A 16758-nucleotide genomic window follows, 5' to 3' on the forward strand; every position below is an offset into this window, starting at 1 on the left:
CTCTATTCCTCCTTCCCTGTCAAGAAATAAATCGTATCCAGCTGAAAGGTCTCCGCTGCAGCTTTTACTTCCCCTGCACCGATTTGTTCCACCTCTTCTAGCAGCTGATCCGCTGTCCGTTCTTTTCCTGACAACTGGCGGTTGAAGTCGTAAGAGATCATCTCAAAAGCAGAATCCGGAATCTCGGAAAGCTGATTGCGGATCATGGCTTTGGTCTGGCTTAACTCCAGATCACTGATATTGCCAGCTTTCATCTCTTCCAGTTGTTTCTCTATAATTTCAACAGCTTTGTTGTAATTTTGCGTTTCGATGCCTGATTGTATCGTTCCAATCCCCTTGTGACCGTCATAGCGTGAAGAAGCATAGTATGCAAGACTGGCTTTCTCCCGTACATTGACGAAGAGTTTGGAGTGTGGATACCCTCCTAATATTCCGTTGTACATAAGTGCGGACGCATATGTATCGTCCTTATACGTAATCGATGTGCGCAGACCCATGTTCAACTTGCCCTGACTGACATCCAGCTTCTCCTCTACCGTCCGCACCTCGCTGACGGATACTGGGACAAACTTGGAGCTATATAAGCCCACCTCCGACTGAATGCGTCCGAAGTGCTGCTGCACAAGCTTTTCAACTTCCTCAGTAGTCGTATCTCCCACAACATAGAGATCCAAAATGGCTCCATCCAGCCATGAGTTATAAGATTCGTACAAACTTTTTGGGGTAATCCGATCCAAATCTGCTCTTTGACCCAGTGGATGAAGACGATAGGGCTCGTTACGGCACATTTCTTCGATACAGCGTTCCGCAGCATAACGAATCTTATCATTTACGATAGATTCCAGCTTCTTGCGCACTGTTTCACGCTCTGTTGCAACATAGGAAGGACGGAAGCTTCCATCCTCCACCAACGGACGGGTCAGGACTTCTCCTAGGAAAGCAAAGGATTGTTCAAGTAAGCTCTCCTGACTCTGCACGAAGGAGTCATTAATGGTGTCCATGCGAAACTGAACAATCTGATAATCGCCTCTTTTATAAATATCAAAACCAAATCCAGCGCCATACAGCTCCTCCAAACGCTCACGGAATTGAGTAGTCTCTGGATAAGAAGCGGTACCTCTGCGGAGCACAAATGGAGCAAGTGCTGTAGGGGTGACCGTATCCTCATTAAGTGGGACGCCGGCATAAAGTGAGATGGCGTAGGTCTTGAACGCCTTGGTAGGCATCACGTGAATACGCATACCTGCAACGTTGCCATGCTGAAATACATTATTAGTCAAGTCCAAAACTCCTTTACCGCGTGGATAGTTGCTCATTAACATGTTTATGAATTAATAACCATTCTAAACCATTCCAAAGTAAGGAAGCAACCGGATGCCTCTTCCCGGTTGCTCTCTGGATTTACTTCTTTACTTATCTACATACAGAAAATATGCTGGCCTATAGTCTTGACCTGTGGACGAGTCCAAATCCATTTGGAGGTCGCCGTTTTAGGGTTGAAATAATACAAACATCCACCCGAAGGATCCCAGCCATTCAGCGCTTGCTGCACTGCTTTTCGTGCCTGCTCATTTGGCTCCAAATAAATCTGCCCGTCAGCTACAGCTGTAAAAGCTCCCGGCTGAAAAATAACGCCAGACGGCGTATTTGGAAAGCTCGGGGATTTTACCCGGTTCAAGATTACTGCAGCAACAGCAACTTGTCCTTCGAAAGGTTCACCTCTTGACTCACCATAGACGGCATTAGCCATAATTTTGAGATCATTTTCTGATAATCCCATCGTATTCCCTGAAGACAGAGACGCTGAATCCGAATTATTGGTTGTATTTGTTTTGTTACCGGTGTTGTTGTTTGCTGTATTATTTCCGGTTGCTGAAGCCGACTCTGTTGGCTTCCAGTTCTTAGTTGCGTTATACAATTTCAGCTTAGTCTTAGCGCCTACGATGCCGTCAGACTTCATTCCAAACTTCCATTGAAACCACGTTACTGAATTTTTCGTTTTCGGACCAAACTGACTGTCTATTTTCCCTTCATAAAAGCCCAGATGTTTTAAACGTCCTTGCAACTCATAAACATCCTGACCAGAAGAACCGAGTTTAATCGGAGTCGTGCTGAAGGCAGGCAAGGCCTCTTCTTCAGGATGATTTAGTTCATGGACAAATGACGCAGCAGCACTTTGCTTGGTCTGTACTATGCCATTACCCTGGAGCAGCATTCCTGCAAACGGCGCGGCAGCAAGTGCAAGGGTTAAAGAAGCAAAGATCCACAACTTATGTTTCTTCATAGGGGTTCGCTCTACCTTTCTTTTGTGAGTTCTGCATGGATGGCTAAAGTTATTATGACGACTGTCAGGACATCCTATGCATTACTAAAAAAGAAGTAATAGCATTTCATTGTAATTGAGAATAATTATCAACTATAATCGAAATAAGAAAACGTTGGAGTTGATATTAATCATGAATTTAAAGGACCACATTTTATTGTGGAACCACGCATTAATAGAAATTATTGATATACGCCATACTTTTCAACGATCTAGTGATCTGAATTCACATTATCAGCTGCCCTCAAGCGCATTCTTGTTGATCATAAACGGCAAAGCCGAAATACTGATTGACGAGATCCCGCATGAGATCGGCAACTTTCATATCCTTCATGGTGGAAAAGGAATGAACATTCAATTTTTACGCACGGAGGAACTACTGGAGTATTACTTAATTTTATATAAAGCAAACCTTTCACTCGCCTCACGCAACAATCTAAAAGCAATTATGGAACACAATAATCCCTTCAATCTCCAATATGGATTTACGCCTACTAGTCCACTGCCCTTATTTGATAAGATGGAGAACATGTTTACTGATTGGGGCAAAACAGGTCTTTTGGATCGGCTGCATGTTAAAACACTGTTTTATCAATGGATTTATGAGCTGCTTAGGCAGCTGCATACGCTGGAAACACAGTTAATCCAACCTGATCCGCTAAATCAAGCAATTCGCTATATGCAGACTTATTATAAGGAAACCTTCTCTCTTGAAAAATTAGCTAAAGCGGTAAACAGCAGCCCTAGAACATTATCCAGATTATTCAGAACACGACTGCAGACTAGCCCTGCTCAGTACTTAATCAGCATCCGCATGGAAAAATCGAAAATACTGCTCCTGAACACTGAGGCGAGCTTGCATGACATCGCAATTGCAGTAGGTTATCCTGATGGCTATTATCTAGGAAAAATGTTCAAAAAATATTACGGAACCTCCCCTGTCCGATACAAAAATAAATTGATCACCCAACCCAGTTGGCGTGATATGCCATCCCAAGGTGCGCAAACTGACATTGCCCGAACACAACCTCTCCGTTATATTGATTATGATAATCATTATCATTATAACGGAGAAGGGGAATTACCAATGTTTAGAAATGCCAAACCATCATTACTGCTCACCCTGTTATTATGCTTTACCATAGTGTTAAGCGCTTGTTCCACGGGAACCACAAATTCAAATGCGTCAAGCAATGGGACACCAACCCCCTCAGCAGAAACAAGTACAGGAGCAAATACAGACAAAGCTGCTGTCGAACAACAAACCCGGATAATTTCCACAGTTAAAGGAGACATTGCCGTTCCCACTAGTCCACAAAGAGTCGTAGTTCTTTATTTGCTCGGTGATGTACTGGCTCTAGGCATTAAACCTATAGGTGTATCCGATGTGTCCGAGGGTGCTGCATTTGAAGATGAGCTAAAAGATGTGCAAAAGCTTGGCACCTGGTTTGAGGCTAGCCCTGAAGCAATCCTTGCTCTAAATCCTGATCTTATCATCGTGCCGTCAGAGGAAACTTATGAAGCCCTCCACCAAATTGCACCAACAGTGTTAGTTCCGTATGAAAAAATGTCAACAGAAGAACGGGTGTCCTTTATTGGACAAGTCGTAGGCAAAGAAGATCAAGCAAAAGAATTATTTACTGATTTCCATAAAAAAGTTGAAGACAGCAAACAAAAGCTGCAAGAAGCTGGTATTCTGGATCACACAATATCCATCATGGAAGGTGGAAAAGACAACAGTATGGCTGTTGTGGCAAGCAAACAATTCGGACGTGGTTCGCAAATCATTTATGAATATTTAGGCATGAAGGCGCCGGAAATCATTCAACAGAAAATAGATACGGCGACTGGTGCGGATGGCGAATCCGTATCCTTTGAAGTCCTTGGCAAATACAGCGGTGACTATATCTTCCGCTCCTCTTATGATGGTATGGCTGATCTGACCCAAAACCCAATTTGGAACAATATCCCTGCCGTGAAAGAAGGCCGTTTGATGGAAATTGATTTTGGATTAGGTTATTACAGTGATATCTATTCTCTAAATGTGCAACTGGATTATATTGTTGAAGCTTTGCTTGCTGCACCAAGAGTCAAATAAGTACTCAGGATACAAAAAAGAGATGGTCCACTTCATAAAGTGGCCATCTCTTTTACTGTCTATTGAAGATTTCGACGGGCTTGTCCAGCTTAGGAGCTGATCTTGTTATGCTGATATTGCTCAAGTGACACCAGCACCTCACGCGGCTTGCTGCCCTCGTAAGGACCGATGACTCCACGAGCCTCCATAGAGTCAATCAACCGGGCTGCACGGGTATAACCGACACGCATACGACGCTGTAGCAGCGACACTGAAGCCTGTTTAGCCTCCAGCACAATTTGTACGGCCTGCTCGTATAATTCATCCTGCGGCTCCTGATCCTCTGTGATCGTATCATCCACTTCAGGAACGATGGACTCATCGTATTCGGCTTCACCTTGACTGCTGACATATTGAACAATAGTCTCTACTTCTTGGTCGCTCATAAAAGCTCCCTGTACACGAATAGGTTTAGATGCGCCCATTGGCAAGAACAACATATCACCTCGGCCTAACAACTTCTCTGCACCGGGCATATCCAAAATGGTACGTGAATCCACATTGGACGATACGCCAAAAGCGATCCGGGATGGAATATTAGCTTTAATTAAACCTGTGATGACATCTACTGAAGGACGTTGTGTAGCGATAATTAAATGAATTCCAGCCGCCCGCGCCATTTGTGCAAGTCGGCAAATTGCATCCTCGACATCATTGGCTGCAACCATCATCAAATCCGCAAGCTCGTCCACAATAACAACGATATACGGGAGAATTGCCGCTGGATTCTCAGCCATTAGCTTATTATAACCTTCCATATTCCGTGTTCCCGATTTGGAGAATAGCTCATAACGCTTCTCCATTTCCACAACAATCTTCTTCAAAGCTAGGCTAGCCCGCTTTGGATCTGTGACAACCGGAGCCAAAAGATGGGGAATTCCATTGTACACATTCAGCTCTACCATCTTAGGATCGACCATGAGGAATTTAACTTCATCAGGTTTAGCTTTGTATAAGATGCTTGTTATAATCCCGTTGATGCAGACAGATTTACCGGAGCCAGTTGCACCGGCCACCAATAAATGGGGCATCTTAGCCAGATTTCCAATAATGGTCTGGCCGGAAATATCACGGCCAAAAGCAATCGATAATCTGGATTCAGCCTCCTGAAAAATCTGTGTTTCCATAACTTCGCGCATGGTAACAATAGACACCTCAGAGTTCGGAACTTCTATTCCTATTGCAGATTTACCCGGAATCGGCGCTTCCATCCGAATGTCTTTGGCCGCAAGTGCAAGGGCAATGTCATCCGTCAGATTTACAATACGGCTAACCTTAACCCCAATATCCGGTTGTATCTCATACCTCGTAACCGCTGGGCCTCTTACTACCTCCAGCACCTTAGCCCGTACCCCAAAGCTTTCAAGTGTTGCTTCTAACTTACGGGCAGTCTGCATATAATCATTCTGATCTCCAGCTTTGCCACCATTGTTAGGTTTGGCTAGAAGACGGAACGATGGCAGCTTATATGGCTTCGGTGGCGGTGGTGCTGGAGGAGCAGGAATAATCTCTCCATCTGGAGAAGCACCTAGCAGGCCTTCCAAGTCTATGCTTACATTCTCCTCAGACTCATCCGTAGGCTGCTGCTTAACGGCATTAGGTCCGGCTACAGCAGGTTTAGCTGCTTCACCACGAGCTGCGGGTGAGAATTCACTCCACTCTTCCCGGTCTTCTTCGTTTAACCCTTCTGAACGGATATGTTCAAAGAAGTCACGAATAATAGGCGTCACAGGTTCAATATCCAGATCCGCATCATCAAAATCATGATCGATATCGTCTAATGGAATTACATGACTATCTGGAGTTAATCCCGAAATAATCGGACCGGTTGAAGCACTTGTCACAATTGGACCCTGATCGTCATCCTCAGAATCTGCTTCCACCTGTGAACGCGTGGAGCCTGAGAACCAGCCAGATATTTTTTTCAAAAGGACAGGTTGTTTGCGATTAGGCAAATACCGATCGTCTTCGTCTTCTTCCTCCTCGTCATCATAGACAGGCTGCTTCACCTGCCGAGCTTTAGCTGGAGCAGCGGCTCTAGAAGGTCTGGCCGCTACGGGAACCGCCTTAGGACGGTTTGCAGCATGGAGACGAATCCCCTCCACAAACTTAACCAAGCGCACTCGCAAAAGCGTAAAAATCTCCACATAGGACAAGTTGGTAATTAGCATAAAGCTGATCGCCAGCATGACGATCATAAGCAGCTTAGCGCCCAGACTACCAAAAAGCCATAACAGCGCTGCATACTCCAACCCGCCAATGTACCCTCCGCTTATATCCTTACCCAGCATATAGACATTGCTTTCGTTCGAGCCAGGTGAAAGTGATCCCGAAAGATCATTATGTATTTGTGTCATTACATTGCCAGGATGTAACAAAGACAACGGGCCAAGCTTCTGCTCCATTGCAGATATTGTGCTCATAAGGCACATAGACAATAGAAGCAGAAGCACGCCAGTATGCCTGCTGTTCCACGAGGAAGGCCATCTTCGATGGATCATCACCATAAGTCCATAAAAAATGCCGATAAGCGGCAACACAAAATAAAATCTCCCTAATAAGTAACCCGCCATACTTGAAAGTGAGCGCCCTACGGCTGCTTCACCAGACAGTGCAATGACGGAAATAGTTATTAATAAAATTCCATATATTTCATATTTTAAAACGCTGCCGAGCAGCGCTTTTTTCTTCTTCTTTTTTCGTTTAGCCACGCCAGCCACCCCCGGAACAACATTATACCATATAATGGCGTGGCGTACCTATGTTCTCTTTTGTCAGAAAATGAATCTTTATGTTAATGTAATTATCGAACCTGGAGAGAACGCCGGATCTAGATAACGGTTCAGCGGACAATCCAATAATCTCACAATCCGCGCACGTCCTTCCTCCATCGGTTCAACCTGCATCAGCATGCCCTGCACACTAACTTCTCGGGTTGCGGCATAATTGTTAAATGCCCCCTCCCACACCTGTTCCATTGCAACTACTGTGTACAGTGTCATTGCGTAATCCCTCCTGGAGTCGATGCTGAGAAATCCCCGCCGATCATTCGGTTAAGATGCGCAAGTGCCGCTCCGATCCCGCCGACCTCATCCATCAGACCATATTTAACGGCATCCAAGCCCCCCACAGCCGTCCCGATATCACGATTGAGCTCACCTGTCTTAAACATGAGATCACGGAACTGTTCTTCAGAAATGCGCGAATGGGAAGTCACAAATTTAACGACACGTTCCTGCATTTTCTCCATATACTCGAAAGTTTGCGGCACTCCGATCACTAAACCATTCATTCGAATCGGATGAATCGTCATCGTTGCACTTTCAGCAATAATCGAATAAGTGGAGGAAACTGCAATCGGCACCCCGATGCTGTGCCCGCCTCCAATGACTACGGTTACCGTTGGCTTGGAGAGGGATGCAATCATTTCCGCAATTGCTAATCCCGCTTCTACATCTCCACCTACCGTATTTAAAATGATAAGCAGGCCTTTGATGTTTTTATTCTGTTCAGCTGCCACCAGCTGCGGAATGATATGCTCATACTTTGTTGTTTTGTTCTGTGGAGGCATAACAATATGTCCTTCAATCTGACCAATAATCGTTAAGCAAAAAATATCAGGCTCTCCACTTGGGACTACTGTTTGTCCAAGCTCCTTAATCGCTCCCATTGTAGTAGGCGGCATATTTTCATTAGGATTCGGATTAGTTTCTCCTGGGACAACTTCCTCATTTTTTGCTCCATTTGATCCTTCGATGTAGTTCATCTTCGCAGCTCTCCCTTGTTATATGCAGCTCTAGTCTGCTGTTGCCTTACTAACAATCCTTAGTATGACGTTTCAGGGTGCTGCATTATGCAATTTTCAGCTTATGAACATACAAAAACCCCTTCTCCCGTGGAAACCGTCCAATATTTCCGGGGAAAAGGGGCTCAGCCCTAGCTATATTCATTGAAGGAGAAACTCTCCTTACACTTCCATGATAATTGGCAAAATCATCGGTCTGCGGCGCGTTTGTTCATATAAGAAACGGCCCAGCGAATCTTTTACGCTTGTTTTAAGGGAAGCCCACTCATTTACTTTTTCACTCATCAGGCGTTGCAATGTACTGGATACAATTCGGTTAGCCTCGTCGAGCAGCCCTTCGGACTCCCGAACATAAACGAAACCACGTGAAATGATGTCAGGTCCAGAAACAATTGCACCATTCTGCTTACTAAGTGTAACCACGACAACCAAGATACCATCTTGAGACAGCAACTTACGGTCACGCAATACAATGTTACCAACATCGCCTACACCTAGTCCGTCAATCAATACGTTACCAGCTGTTACTTTACCAGCCTTACGAGCGGCACCGCCCTGGATTTCAACAATTTCACCGATTTCAGTGATAAAAATGTTCTGTGGCTCTACGCCAACCGATTCTGCCAGCAAAGCATGTTTGCGCTGCATACGGTATTCACCGTGGATCGGAATGAAGAATTTCGGTTTCATCAGGTTAAGCATAAGCTTAAGTTCTTCTTGACTACCGTGACCGGATACGTGAACGCCGGAGTTGGAACCGCTGTAAATCACATTAGCACCAAGACGGAACAATTCATCGATAGTACGGCCTACATACTTCTCATTACCTGGCACAGGTGTTGCCGCAATAATAACGGTATCGCCTGGCAGGATATCTACTTTGCGATGACTAGAACGTGCCATACGTGTCAATGCAGACATTGGCTCGCCTTGGCTGCCTGTGCAAAGAACAACTACACGATTTGCTGCCATTCTATTCATTTCTTCCGGTTCGATCAGCATTCCGTCAGGTACGTTCAAATATCCAAGCTCTGAAGCGATGGATACAACGTTGACCATACTACGGCCAATTACTGTAATCTTACGACCCGTAGATTCTGCTGCATTAACCACTTGTTGAATACGGTGCACATTGGAAGCAAAAGTTGCTACAACGACACGTTGCTCAGCCTTGCGGAAAATATCTTCCAGCACAATACCGACATTCTTCTCAGATGGGGTAAAGCCTGGTTTCTCAGCATTCGTACTATCCGACAAAAGAGCAAGTACGCCCTTTTGGCCAATCTCTGCCATCCGATGCAGATTTGCAAATTGACCGTTGACTGGGGTGTGGTCAAATTTGAAATCGCCCGTATGAACAACATTTCCTTCCGGAGTCTCAATGCATACACCCACGGAATCAGGAATACTGTGGTTGGTTCTAAAGAAAGTTACCTTAAGTGAGTTCCCCAATTGAATTTCTGAATCTTCGTTGATCAGAATCCGTTTGGTGTCACCCAGCAGGTTCGCTTCCTTCAATTTGTTCTCTACAAGACCTAAAGTCAATCTTGTTCCATAGACTGGAACATTCAAATTCTTCAGGACATAAGGTAGACCACCGATGTGATCCTCGTGTCCGTGAGTAAGCACAATACCTCTTACCTTGTCACGGTTCTCTGTCAAATACGAGATATCAGGAATTACGATGTCAATACCGAGCATATCCTCTTCCGGAAACTTGAGTCCCGAATCCACGACTACAATGTCAGCTCCGTATTGAATAACATACATGTTTTTCCCGATTTCTCCGACTCCGCCCAATGCGAAAATCGTCAATTTATCGTTGTTGTTTTTTTTGGACAAATGAATCTAACCCTCCTATGATGTTGGACGTCATACTTTTATTGGTAAATATCGAACTTCGATTATTTCAGCGGCGCTGAACACATTTCTTTCAAACAGCCAATAACTTCCAATCGACGAGGAAATTCCTGAAATCTGTAAAATGCGCAATGCGAAAGCTCCCGATTCCGGGCAGTAAAGTTCATATTGAAGCGGACAAACGCCGTCAAAATTCACCGTCGCGCCCCTCGCGCGAAGACATGTCATTTATTTAAACAGACTCATCTTGGGACCTATCCTGTCTCACAATGTATTACATTGACGGAAGATTACCGCATATTTAATTTTAACCGCACCCAGTCACTTAAGATCATTATACATGATTTTTTTGGCAAAAGACAAGTCATCCGCCTCGTATCCAAATTCTTTCCTTAAATTCGCCTCAATATTTCAGAAAAAAAATATAAATGCAAAAACCGGCTCCCTCAATAGAGTAGCCGGTTTAGAACGTACATCAGCAATGATTAATTCTTAGTGAAAAAGTGCTTCAATAAAAGCCGCTTCCGCTTCCGTTGGCGAAATAAGCGGCAATCTGACTCCGCCCACAGGGATCCCCTTGAGTCCTAAAGCATATTTTACAGCTGAAGGATTGGGCAGCGGTTGTGGGCATTCAAACATTCCTTTAAAAATCGGGAACAGCTGGCGATGAATCTCTCCAGCAAGCTGAACATTGCCGGAGGTATAAGCGTAAATCATTTCTGACATCTGCGCACCAACCACATGGCTAGATACACTTATAATTCCGTATCCACCGACAGCCAGACTGGCAAGACCTGAGGCATCATCACCCGTATATACACGGAAATCATCTGAACAAGCAGAGGCAATAAGTGTTACCTGATCTACAGACGCGCATTCTTTCGTAGCAACGATGTTCGGAATCTCAGCAAGTCGCAGGGTAGTGGCCACGCTCATACTTACACCTGTTCGACCTGGAACATTATATAGAATCACTGGTAATGAAGTCTCTGAAGCAATCGTGGAAAAATGCTGATAAAGACCTTCCTGATTCGGTTTATTATAATAAGGAACGACCAAAAGCACTCCATCTACGCCTATTTTCTCCGCTTCCTTCGTCAGATGAATGGAATGTTTCGTGTTATTGCTGCCAGTTCCAGCAATAACTTTACAACGTCCATTCGCCTTTTCCAGCACAAAAGAAAACAGCTGCAGCTTTTCCTCATCGCTTAACGTAGGCGATTCCCCTGTCGTTCCGCAGACAACCAAAGCCTCTGATTTCTGTACCTCAATTAAATAATCGACAAGCTGTGAAGTTACATCCCAGTTGATTTCTCCATCCCCATCAAAAGGGGTTACCATGGCTGTTATTAATCTTCCGAAATCCACTTTGAATTCCTCCTTGTCAGCGGTGCAATTCAAACATAGCATGCAGCGAACGCAGGGACTGCACCATATCTTCTTTTTTCACAAGCACCCATATCGTTGTATTCGAATCCGCGGATTGTAGAATTTGAATGTTTTGCGAGCTAAGCGCCTCAACAATGCGCGCCATAATACCAGGCACACCATTAATTCCGCCCCCGATAACAGAAACTTTGGCACAACCCGACAAACTCTTAGGTCGCAAACCCAGCTGCTGTAGAGCAGAAATAGCCTTCTCTGATTTGTCATCAAAAACCGTATAAAGAGCTTCCGTAGGTGTTACATTAATAAAATCAACGCTTATCCCGTTATCTGCCATACTCTTAAAGATTTGCAGTTGCACTCCGGTTCCGTTACCGTCCGGGCATTCCACAGAAATCTGTGTAACATTGCTGACATAAGCAATCCCTGTAACGAATCGATCCACAATTCCCCCTGCTTGGATATCGTTAAATCCTTCTGGATTCGTAACCAACGTACCTTCAGCTTCTGAAAAGGTTGAACGAACACGAACTGGGATCTGTGCCTGCATAGCAATCTCAACCGCACGTGGATGAATGACTTTTGCTCCCTGATGAGCCATATTGCAAATTTCAGTATAACTAACGTAAGTTAATGGCTTAGCATCTTCAACGATCCGTGGATCTGCTGTAAGAATCCCGTTAACATCCGTATAAATATCCACCATATCAGCATGAAGAGCAGCACCCAGTGCTGTAGCAGAGGTATCACTGCCGCCACGGCCTAAAGTTGTCAAATCACCCGCTTCAGTCTGGCCCTGGAACCCGGTAACAATAACCACCTTATCCTCACGCAGCTCACGGAGAATGCGTTCCGGACGTACATCCAGAATTCTGGCATTACCGTAGTTGCTGTCTGTCAGAAATCCTGCCTGAGCTCCCGTTAATACTGTAGAAGCGATGCCTTCATTCTCCAGTAGCCCACATAGAGTAGTAGCTGAAATAATTTCACCACAGCACATCAAGAGATCTTTTTCCCGGTCTGGAAGTGCATCTCCGTTCTGCACGGCCCAATCCAGCAAAGTGTCAGTTGCGTAAGGCTCTCCACGACGGCCCATAGCCGATACAACAATTACAAGGCTATAGCCACTAGCCAGCTCCCTTTTGACATTGCGGATTACGTGTTCTCTAGCTTGCGGTGTGGATAGCGATGTTCCTCCGAATTTTTGTACCAGAATACCCATGTATAATTCCCCCATTATTATCAAAGCAAACACACTAATCATTCGTGAAAAGATTACGGTACGTGAGCTTATTCGTTAAGTAAGTTGTTAAATGGCTGTACCGCCCTCGAACCTGAGGACGGTAGCAATACTGCTTATATTTTTTTGATAGCAATGAACTTAGCTGGTTCCACTACGTTATCTTGGCACTTCTCATTGCTCATTTGGTGCATCTCCCCTTTTATTGTCCACAACAAAATCAGCCGAGCTCTGTCAATTTTCTATGCTGAATGAAACCGTTCGATGATCATCGGCTGTAGTTGTTTACCTTGCAAAGCGGCATAGCAAGCTTCCGGGATAAGATCCATGCGTGCCACGAGCGAGTTAGGTTTACCCTCAGGGTTATCTTGACCGAATGGTACAAAATAAATATGTTTAGCCACCAGAAGCTTAGCAATATTTGCGGCATTTAGGCCCAATCCATCATTTGTAGATATCGCTAGAACTAGTGGACGTCCGTTGCGCATCTGTGATTTAGCTGCCATTAGCACGGGACTATCCGTCATGGCATTAGCCAGTTTACTCGTTGTATTTCCTGTGCAAGGTGCTATTGTCAGCACATCCAGCAGCTTGGAAGGACCCAGCGGCTCCGCTTCAACAATTGTAGAAATGATATCATTCCCTGTTATATCTTTCAACTGTTTTAACCAATTTTGCGATGTCCCAAAGCGGGTGTCTGTTCCTAGTACAGAGGCAGAAACTATAGGTACTACGTTTGCTCCCCCGTCTACGAAGCGCTGAATTTGTGGCATTACCTCAGCAAAAGTGCAATGAGATCCAGTGATCGCATACCCTACTGTTTTTCCGTGCCAATCCATTTTATTCGTCCCCCTTGATTAAAGCCTCGTCCGAAATCGACTGTACCAGCGCATTTGCCATAATAATCCCAGCGCTTTTTGGAGCTACAATGCCAGGGAGTCCTGGAGCCAGCATCGCCTTAATCCCACGTTTCTCAGCATAACGAAAGTCACAGCCGCCTGGTGCAGATGCCAGATCAATAATTACGCAATGCGGCGCAAGCCGCGAGAGCACCTGCGCGGTGATGATCATACTTGGTATCGTGTTAAATATAAGATCCACATCCGGTACGTGAAGCAGCAGCTCATTGGTCATAAAAGGCTTCCAGCCCATTTCCTCAGCACGTGCATAATGTTCTTGTTTTCTGACACCAACCTTTACACTGGCCCCCAGTCCCTGTAGACTTCGAGCCATTGTAAATCCAGTTCTACCTAAACCCAGCACCATTGACTTCGAGCTGTGAATTGTAAAATCCGTGTTCTGAATGGCCATTACCAGCGCTCCCTCCGCTGTCGGGATAGAGTTGTAAATAGCCACATCATCACGATTAAGCAGTTCGATTAACTTCAGTGAGTGCTTGGTACACATCCCGCGCAAGTAACTTTTAGCCATACCGGTATACACTAAACAATCGGATGGCAGCGCAGTGAAATGCTCCTCCAGAATCGTTAAACGCTCAGAAGAAAATAGAGCACTAATATTTCCTTCATCATCACAGCCTACCGTAGGCAACACTAATACATCTGCATTACTCAGCAGCTCTACCGTCAATTGTTCCAGGCTCACCCCTGGGCTAGGGGCCTCCCACTTATCGAACCCGGCAGCGCTTACCGTCGCATCCAATTCCACACATTTCCGAATCACTTCAAGCTGTCTCGCGTCCCCGCCCAGGAACACGATCCTGACGCCAGTAAGCATAGGGATGACGCTCCTTTCAACATACACTATCGACTATAAAGCATCTTATGCTGGGCATAGTTAATGGGTGAAGAGCGGAAATGAAATCCCCGGCACGCAAGGCTGATGATGAACTAATGGGTTACGGGTTACGGGTTACGGGTTACGGGTTACGGGTTACGGGTTACGGGTTACGGGTTACGGACCGAGATGCAACTATTTGTGTATTTTTTGCCTTTTAGGAGGAGTTTCGGACTGGAGAGCTCTTATTCGATGTAAATAGGTTCGTTAACAGGTGTTATTGATCAAATAGTGACACTAGGGTCCGAAAACAGCCGAATTAAGCAGAATTGTTATAAATAAGAGCACTGGGGTCCGATAGGGGCTTCGTCTTTACTTTGACGGTAGGGTTAGAGTAGTGGCAGAGCGCCAATGAAAATGCTGAGTTTATTCGATGGGGGAATCGGAGTTAGTTGCATAACAATCGAAGAAATTAAAGTTTTGGATAATTAACTCTGCATATCAAAAAAAGCTCACGAATCATGCCTTGGGCATGAATTCGTAAGCTTTTTAAATGAATTGTAACAACAATCTTACTTGCCAGTATGGCCAAAGCCTCCGGCTCCGCGTTGTGTTTCGGACAACTCTTCCACTTCCACCAAATTAACCACTGGAACGGCTTGAAATACCATTTGGGCAATCCGCTCATTGCGAGCGATAGCAAAAGGCTCCTGCCCCAGATTGATCAAGAGCACTTTGATCTCTCCGCGGTAATCAGCGTCTATAGTTCCAGGTGTATTCAAGCAGGTAATCCCGTGCTTCAAGGCCAGTCCACTACGCGGACGGATCTGCGCTTCAAGCCCCTCTGGCATAGCCAGTGAAATCCCTGTTGGAATTAATGCCCGCTCTCCTGGTGCAAGTACAATTTCACCCGCAACGGCAGCATAAAGATCATAACCGGAAGCTTGCTCCGACATTTTACAAGGAAGATTTACATCCTCGTTTCCAGCAAGTTTATTGATTTGTACGTAATAAGACAAGATCATCTCTCCTAACATTTGCAATAGCTTTATCTGATGAGCCTACCATCGCTAAAGAAAGCGGCTCCGCGAACATATGGTCCAGCACACTGTTGATATTGTCCATCGTCACTAGCTGAATTTTGGCGATCATATCGTCCAATGTATTATGTCTTCCGAGCATAAGTTCATTTTTTCCGATACGGTTCATTCGGCTGCTAGTGCTTTCGAGACTAAGAATGAGGCTGCCTTTAAGCTGCTCCTTACCTTTTCTCAGCTCATCTTCACTGAGGCCGTTGGTAGCAAGTTCGTACATCATTTCCTTGATTAACTCCATGACATCCTTTGTTTGCTTGGGCGCTGTTCCAGCATAGACCGTAAACAGACCAGAATCTGCCTGGGAGCTGTGATAGGAATACACCGAATAAGCTAATCCGCGCTTTTCACGAATTTCCTGGAACATGCGGGAGCTCATCCCTCCGCCTACGGCATTATTAATCAGCACCATAGCATACTGCAGGGGATCGCCAGAACGGACACCTGGTAAGGAAAGACAGATGTGATTCTGCTCTGTTTTCTTGCGGTGAAATAAGAGCTCTCCATAGTAATCTGGTGGAGTCAGCGGCGCACTTGTACCATGATTATCAAAAGAACCAAAATGCTGTTCCAGCAGTTCAATCAATCCATCACTGATGTTGCCGGCAACGCTTATAACCGTATTCTCAATCGTGTATTGTTCCTTCATATACGCCCGAAGATCATCCGGCTTCATCTCCATTAGCCGTTCCTTCAAGCCAAGGATGGAATACGCAAGCGGATGGTCCTTGTAGGCAGCAGCACACATCAAATCATGCACAAGATCATCCGGCGTGTCCTCGCACATGGAAATTTCCTCAAGGATGACATTCTTTTCTTTCTCCAGCTCTTCAGCATCCATCCGTGAACGGAAGAACATATCCGCTAACACATCTACAGCGATGGGCAGATGCTCATCCAATACTTTAGCATAATAACATGTATATTCTTTTGAGGTAAACGCATTTACATTGCCGCCGATGGCGTCAAACTGCTCAGCAATATCCTTGGCACTGTACCGATCCGTACCTTTAAAAAGCATATGTTCTACAAAATGGGATATCCCGTTGTTTCCAGGATGTTCATTCCGAGAGCCTGTCTTTACCCAGATTCCGAAAGAAACGGACCGGCCGGTCGGGATTTTCTCCATTACCACTCGTAAACCATTGGATAACACTATTTTTTCCACTTCAAGTC

General features: G+C 45.1%; 14 protein-coding genes. 2 read left to right on the forward strand and 12 right to left on the reverse strand.

Annotation, left to right across the window (positions count from 1 at the left end):
• Positions 1–2: 2 nt before the first annotated feature.
• The gene (locus NST25_RS18570) at positions 3–1241 is read right to left on the reverse strand and encodes a pitrilysin family protein (protein WP_248548863.1); all 1239 of its coding nucleotides are present in this window, start codon (positions 1239–1241) and stop codon (positions 3–5) included.
• A gap of 176 nt (positions 1242–1417) precedes the next feature.
• Entirely contained in the window at positions 1418–2284 is an 867-nt protein-coding gene (gene sleB, locus NST25_RS18575) for a spore cortex-lytic enzyme (RefSeq protein WP_036688421.1), read from the reverse strand.
• Positions 2285–2456: 172 nt separating this feature from the next.
• On the opposite strand from sleB, the gene NST25_RS18580 reads away from it, so the two are divergent.
• Complete coding sequence (locus NST25_RS18580) at positions 2457–4421, forward strand: AraC family transcriptional regulator (RefSeq protein ID WP_076306624.1); 1965 nt, start codon at positions 2457–2459, stop codon at positions 4419–4421.
• A gap of 89 nt (positions 4422–4510) precedes the next feature.
• Here the strand turns inward: NST25_RS18580 and NST25_RS18585 are convergent, their stop codons facing one another.
• The 8 genes from NST25_RS18585 to dpsA all read right to left on the reverse strand — a co-directional run bounded on the left by NST25_RS18585 (position 4511) and on the right by dpsA (position 14488).
• Positions 4511–7171: a DNA translocase FtsK gene (locus NST25_RS18585; RefSeq protein ID WP_076301620.1), complete on the reverse strand. Its 2661-nt coding sequence runs from the start codon at positions 7169–7171 to the stop codon at positions 4511–4513.
• A 78-nt stretch (positions 7172–7249) separates the two neighbouring features.
• Entirely contained in the window at positions 7250–7462 is a 213-nt protein-coding gene (locus tag NST25_RS18590; protein WP_076127863.1) for a YlzJ-like family protein, read from the reverse strand.
• On the reverse strand, positions 7459–8226 hold the full coding sequence (locus tag NST25_RS18595) for an ATP-dependent Clp protease proteolytic subunit (protein WP_076136428.1): 768 nt from the start codon (positions 8224–8226) through the stop codon (positions 7459–7461). Before NST25_RS18595 ends, NST25_RS18590 begins: the two co-directional genes overlap by 4 nt.
• A gap of 201 nt (positions 8227–8427) precedes the next feature.
• On the reverse strand, positions 8428–10107 hold the full coding sequence (locus tag NST25_RS18600; RefSeq protein ID WP_076127859.1) for a ribonuclease J: 1680 nt from the start codon (positions 10105–10107) through the stop codon (positions 8428–8430).
• 510 nt (positions 10108–10617) lie between these two features.
• Positions 10618–11493, reverse strand: a complete 876-nt coding sequence (gene dapA, locus NST25_RS18605; protein WP_076201735.1) for a 4-hydroxy-tetrahydrodipicolinate synthase — start codon at positions 11491–11493, stop codon at positions 10618–10620.
• A gap of 16 nt (positions 11494–11509) precedes the next feature.
• Positions 11510–12733, reverse strand: coding sequence for an aspartate kinase (gene dapG, locus NST25_RS18610; RefSeq protein WP_036688442.1), 1224 nt, complete (start codon positions 12731–12733; stop codon positions 11510–11512).
• Positions 12734–12993: 260 nt separating this feature from the next.
• On the reverse strand, positions 12994–13590 hold the full coding sequence (locus NST25_RS18615) for a dipicolinate synthase subunit B (RefSeq protein WP_036688443.1): 597 nt from the start codon (positions 13588–13590) through the stop codon (positions 12994–12996).
• Position 13591: 1 nt separating this feature from the next.
• The gene (gene dpsA, locus NST25_RS18620; protein ID WP_076182605.1) at positions 13592–14488 is read right to left on the reverse strand and encodes a dipicolinate synthase subunit DpsA; all 897 of its coding nucleotides are present in this window, start codon (positions 14486–14488) and stop codon (positions 13592–13594) included.
• Positions 14489–14568: 80 nt separating this feature from the next.
• Here dpsA and NST25_RS18625 point away from each other — a divergent pair, with 80 nt between their 5' ends.
• Positions 14569–14709, forward strand: coding sequence for a hypothetical protein (locus NST25_RS18625; RefSeq protein WP_340392182.1), 141 nt, complete (start codon positions 14569–14571; stop codon positions 14707–14709).
• A 351-nt stretch (positions 14710–15060) separates the two neighbouring features.
• Here the strand turns inward: NST25_RS18625 and dut are convergent, their stop codons facing one another.
• Both dut and NST25_RS18635 read right to left on the reverse strand, forming a co-directional pair.
• Positions 15061–15507: a dUTP diphosphatase gene (gene dut / locus NST25_RS18630; protein WP_172628834.1), complete on the reverse strand. Its 447-nt coding sequence runs from the start codon at positions 15505–15507 to the stop codon at positions 15061–15063.
• Positions 15482–16750, reverse strand: a complete 1269-nt coding sequence (locus NST25_RS18635) for a pitrilysin family protein (protein WP_036688449.1) — start codon at positions 16748–16750, stop codon at positions 15482–15484. The genes dut and NST25_RS18635 overlap by 26 nt, the downstream gene beginning before the upstream one ends.
• Between the last annotated feature and the right edge of the window lie 8 nt (positions 16751–16758).

This window comes from Paenibacillus sp. FSL E2-0190 (assembly GCF_037992965.1).
Classification (GTDB): Bacteria; Bacillota; Bacilli; order Paenibacillales; family Paenibacillaceae; genus Paenibacillus_AQ; species Paenibacillus_AQ odorifer.

Coding starts and splice junctions, on each gene's coding strand:
- NST25_RS18615 (WP_036688443.1), bottom strand. CDS start 13,590: ATGGATTGGCACGGAAAAACAGTAGGGTATGCGATCACTGGATCTCAT.
- NST25_RS18595 (WP_076136428.1), bottom strand. CDS start 8,226: ATGAACTACATCGAAGGATCAAATGGAGCAAAAAATGAGGAAGTTGTC.
- NST25_RS18590 (WP_076127863.1), bottom strand. CDS start 7,462: ATGACACTGTACACAGTAGTTGCAATGGAACAGGTGTGGGAGGGGGCA.
- sleB (WP_036688421.1), bottom strand. CDS start 2,284: ATGAAGAAACATAAGTTGTGGATCTTTGCTTCTTTAACCCTTGCACTT.
- NST25_RS18580 (WP_076306624.1), top strand. CDS start 2,457: ATGAATTTAAAGGACCACATTTTATTGTGGAACCACGCATTAATAGAA.
- NST25_RS18625 (WP_340392182.1), top strand. CDS start 14,569: ATGAAATCCCCGGCACGCAAGGCTGATGATGAACTAATGGGTTACGGG.
- dapG (WP_036688442.1), bottom strand. CDS start 12,733: ATGGGTATTCTGGTACAAAAATTCGGAGGAACATCGCTATCCACACCG.
- dpsA (WP_076182605.1), bottom strand. CDS start 14,488: ATGCTTACTGGCGTCAGGATCGTGTTCCTGGGCGGGGACGCGAGACAG.
- NST25_RS18570 (WP_248548863.1), bottom strand. CDS start 1,241: ATGCGTATTCACGTGATGCCTACCAAGGCGTTCAAGACCTACGCCATC.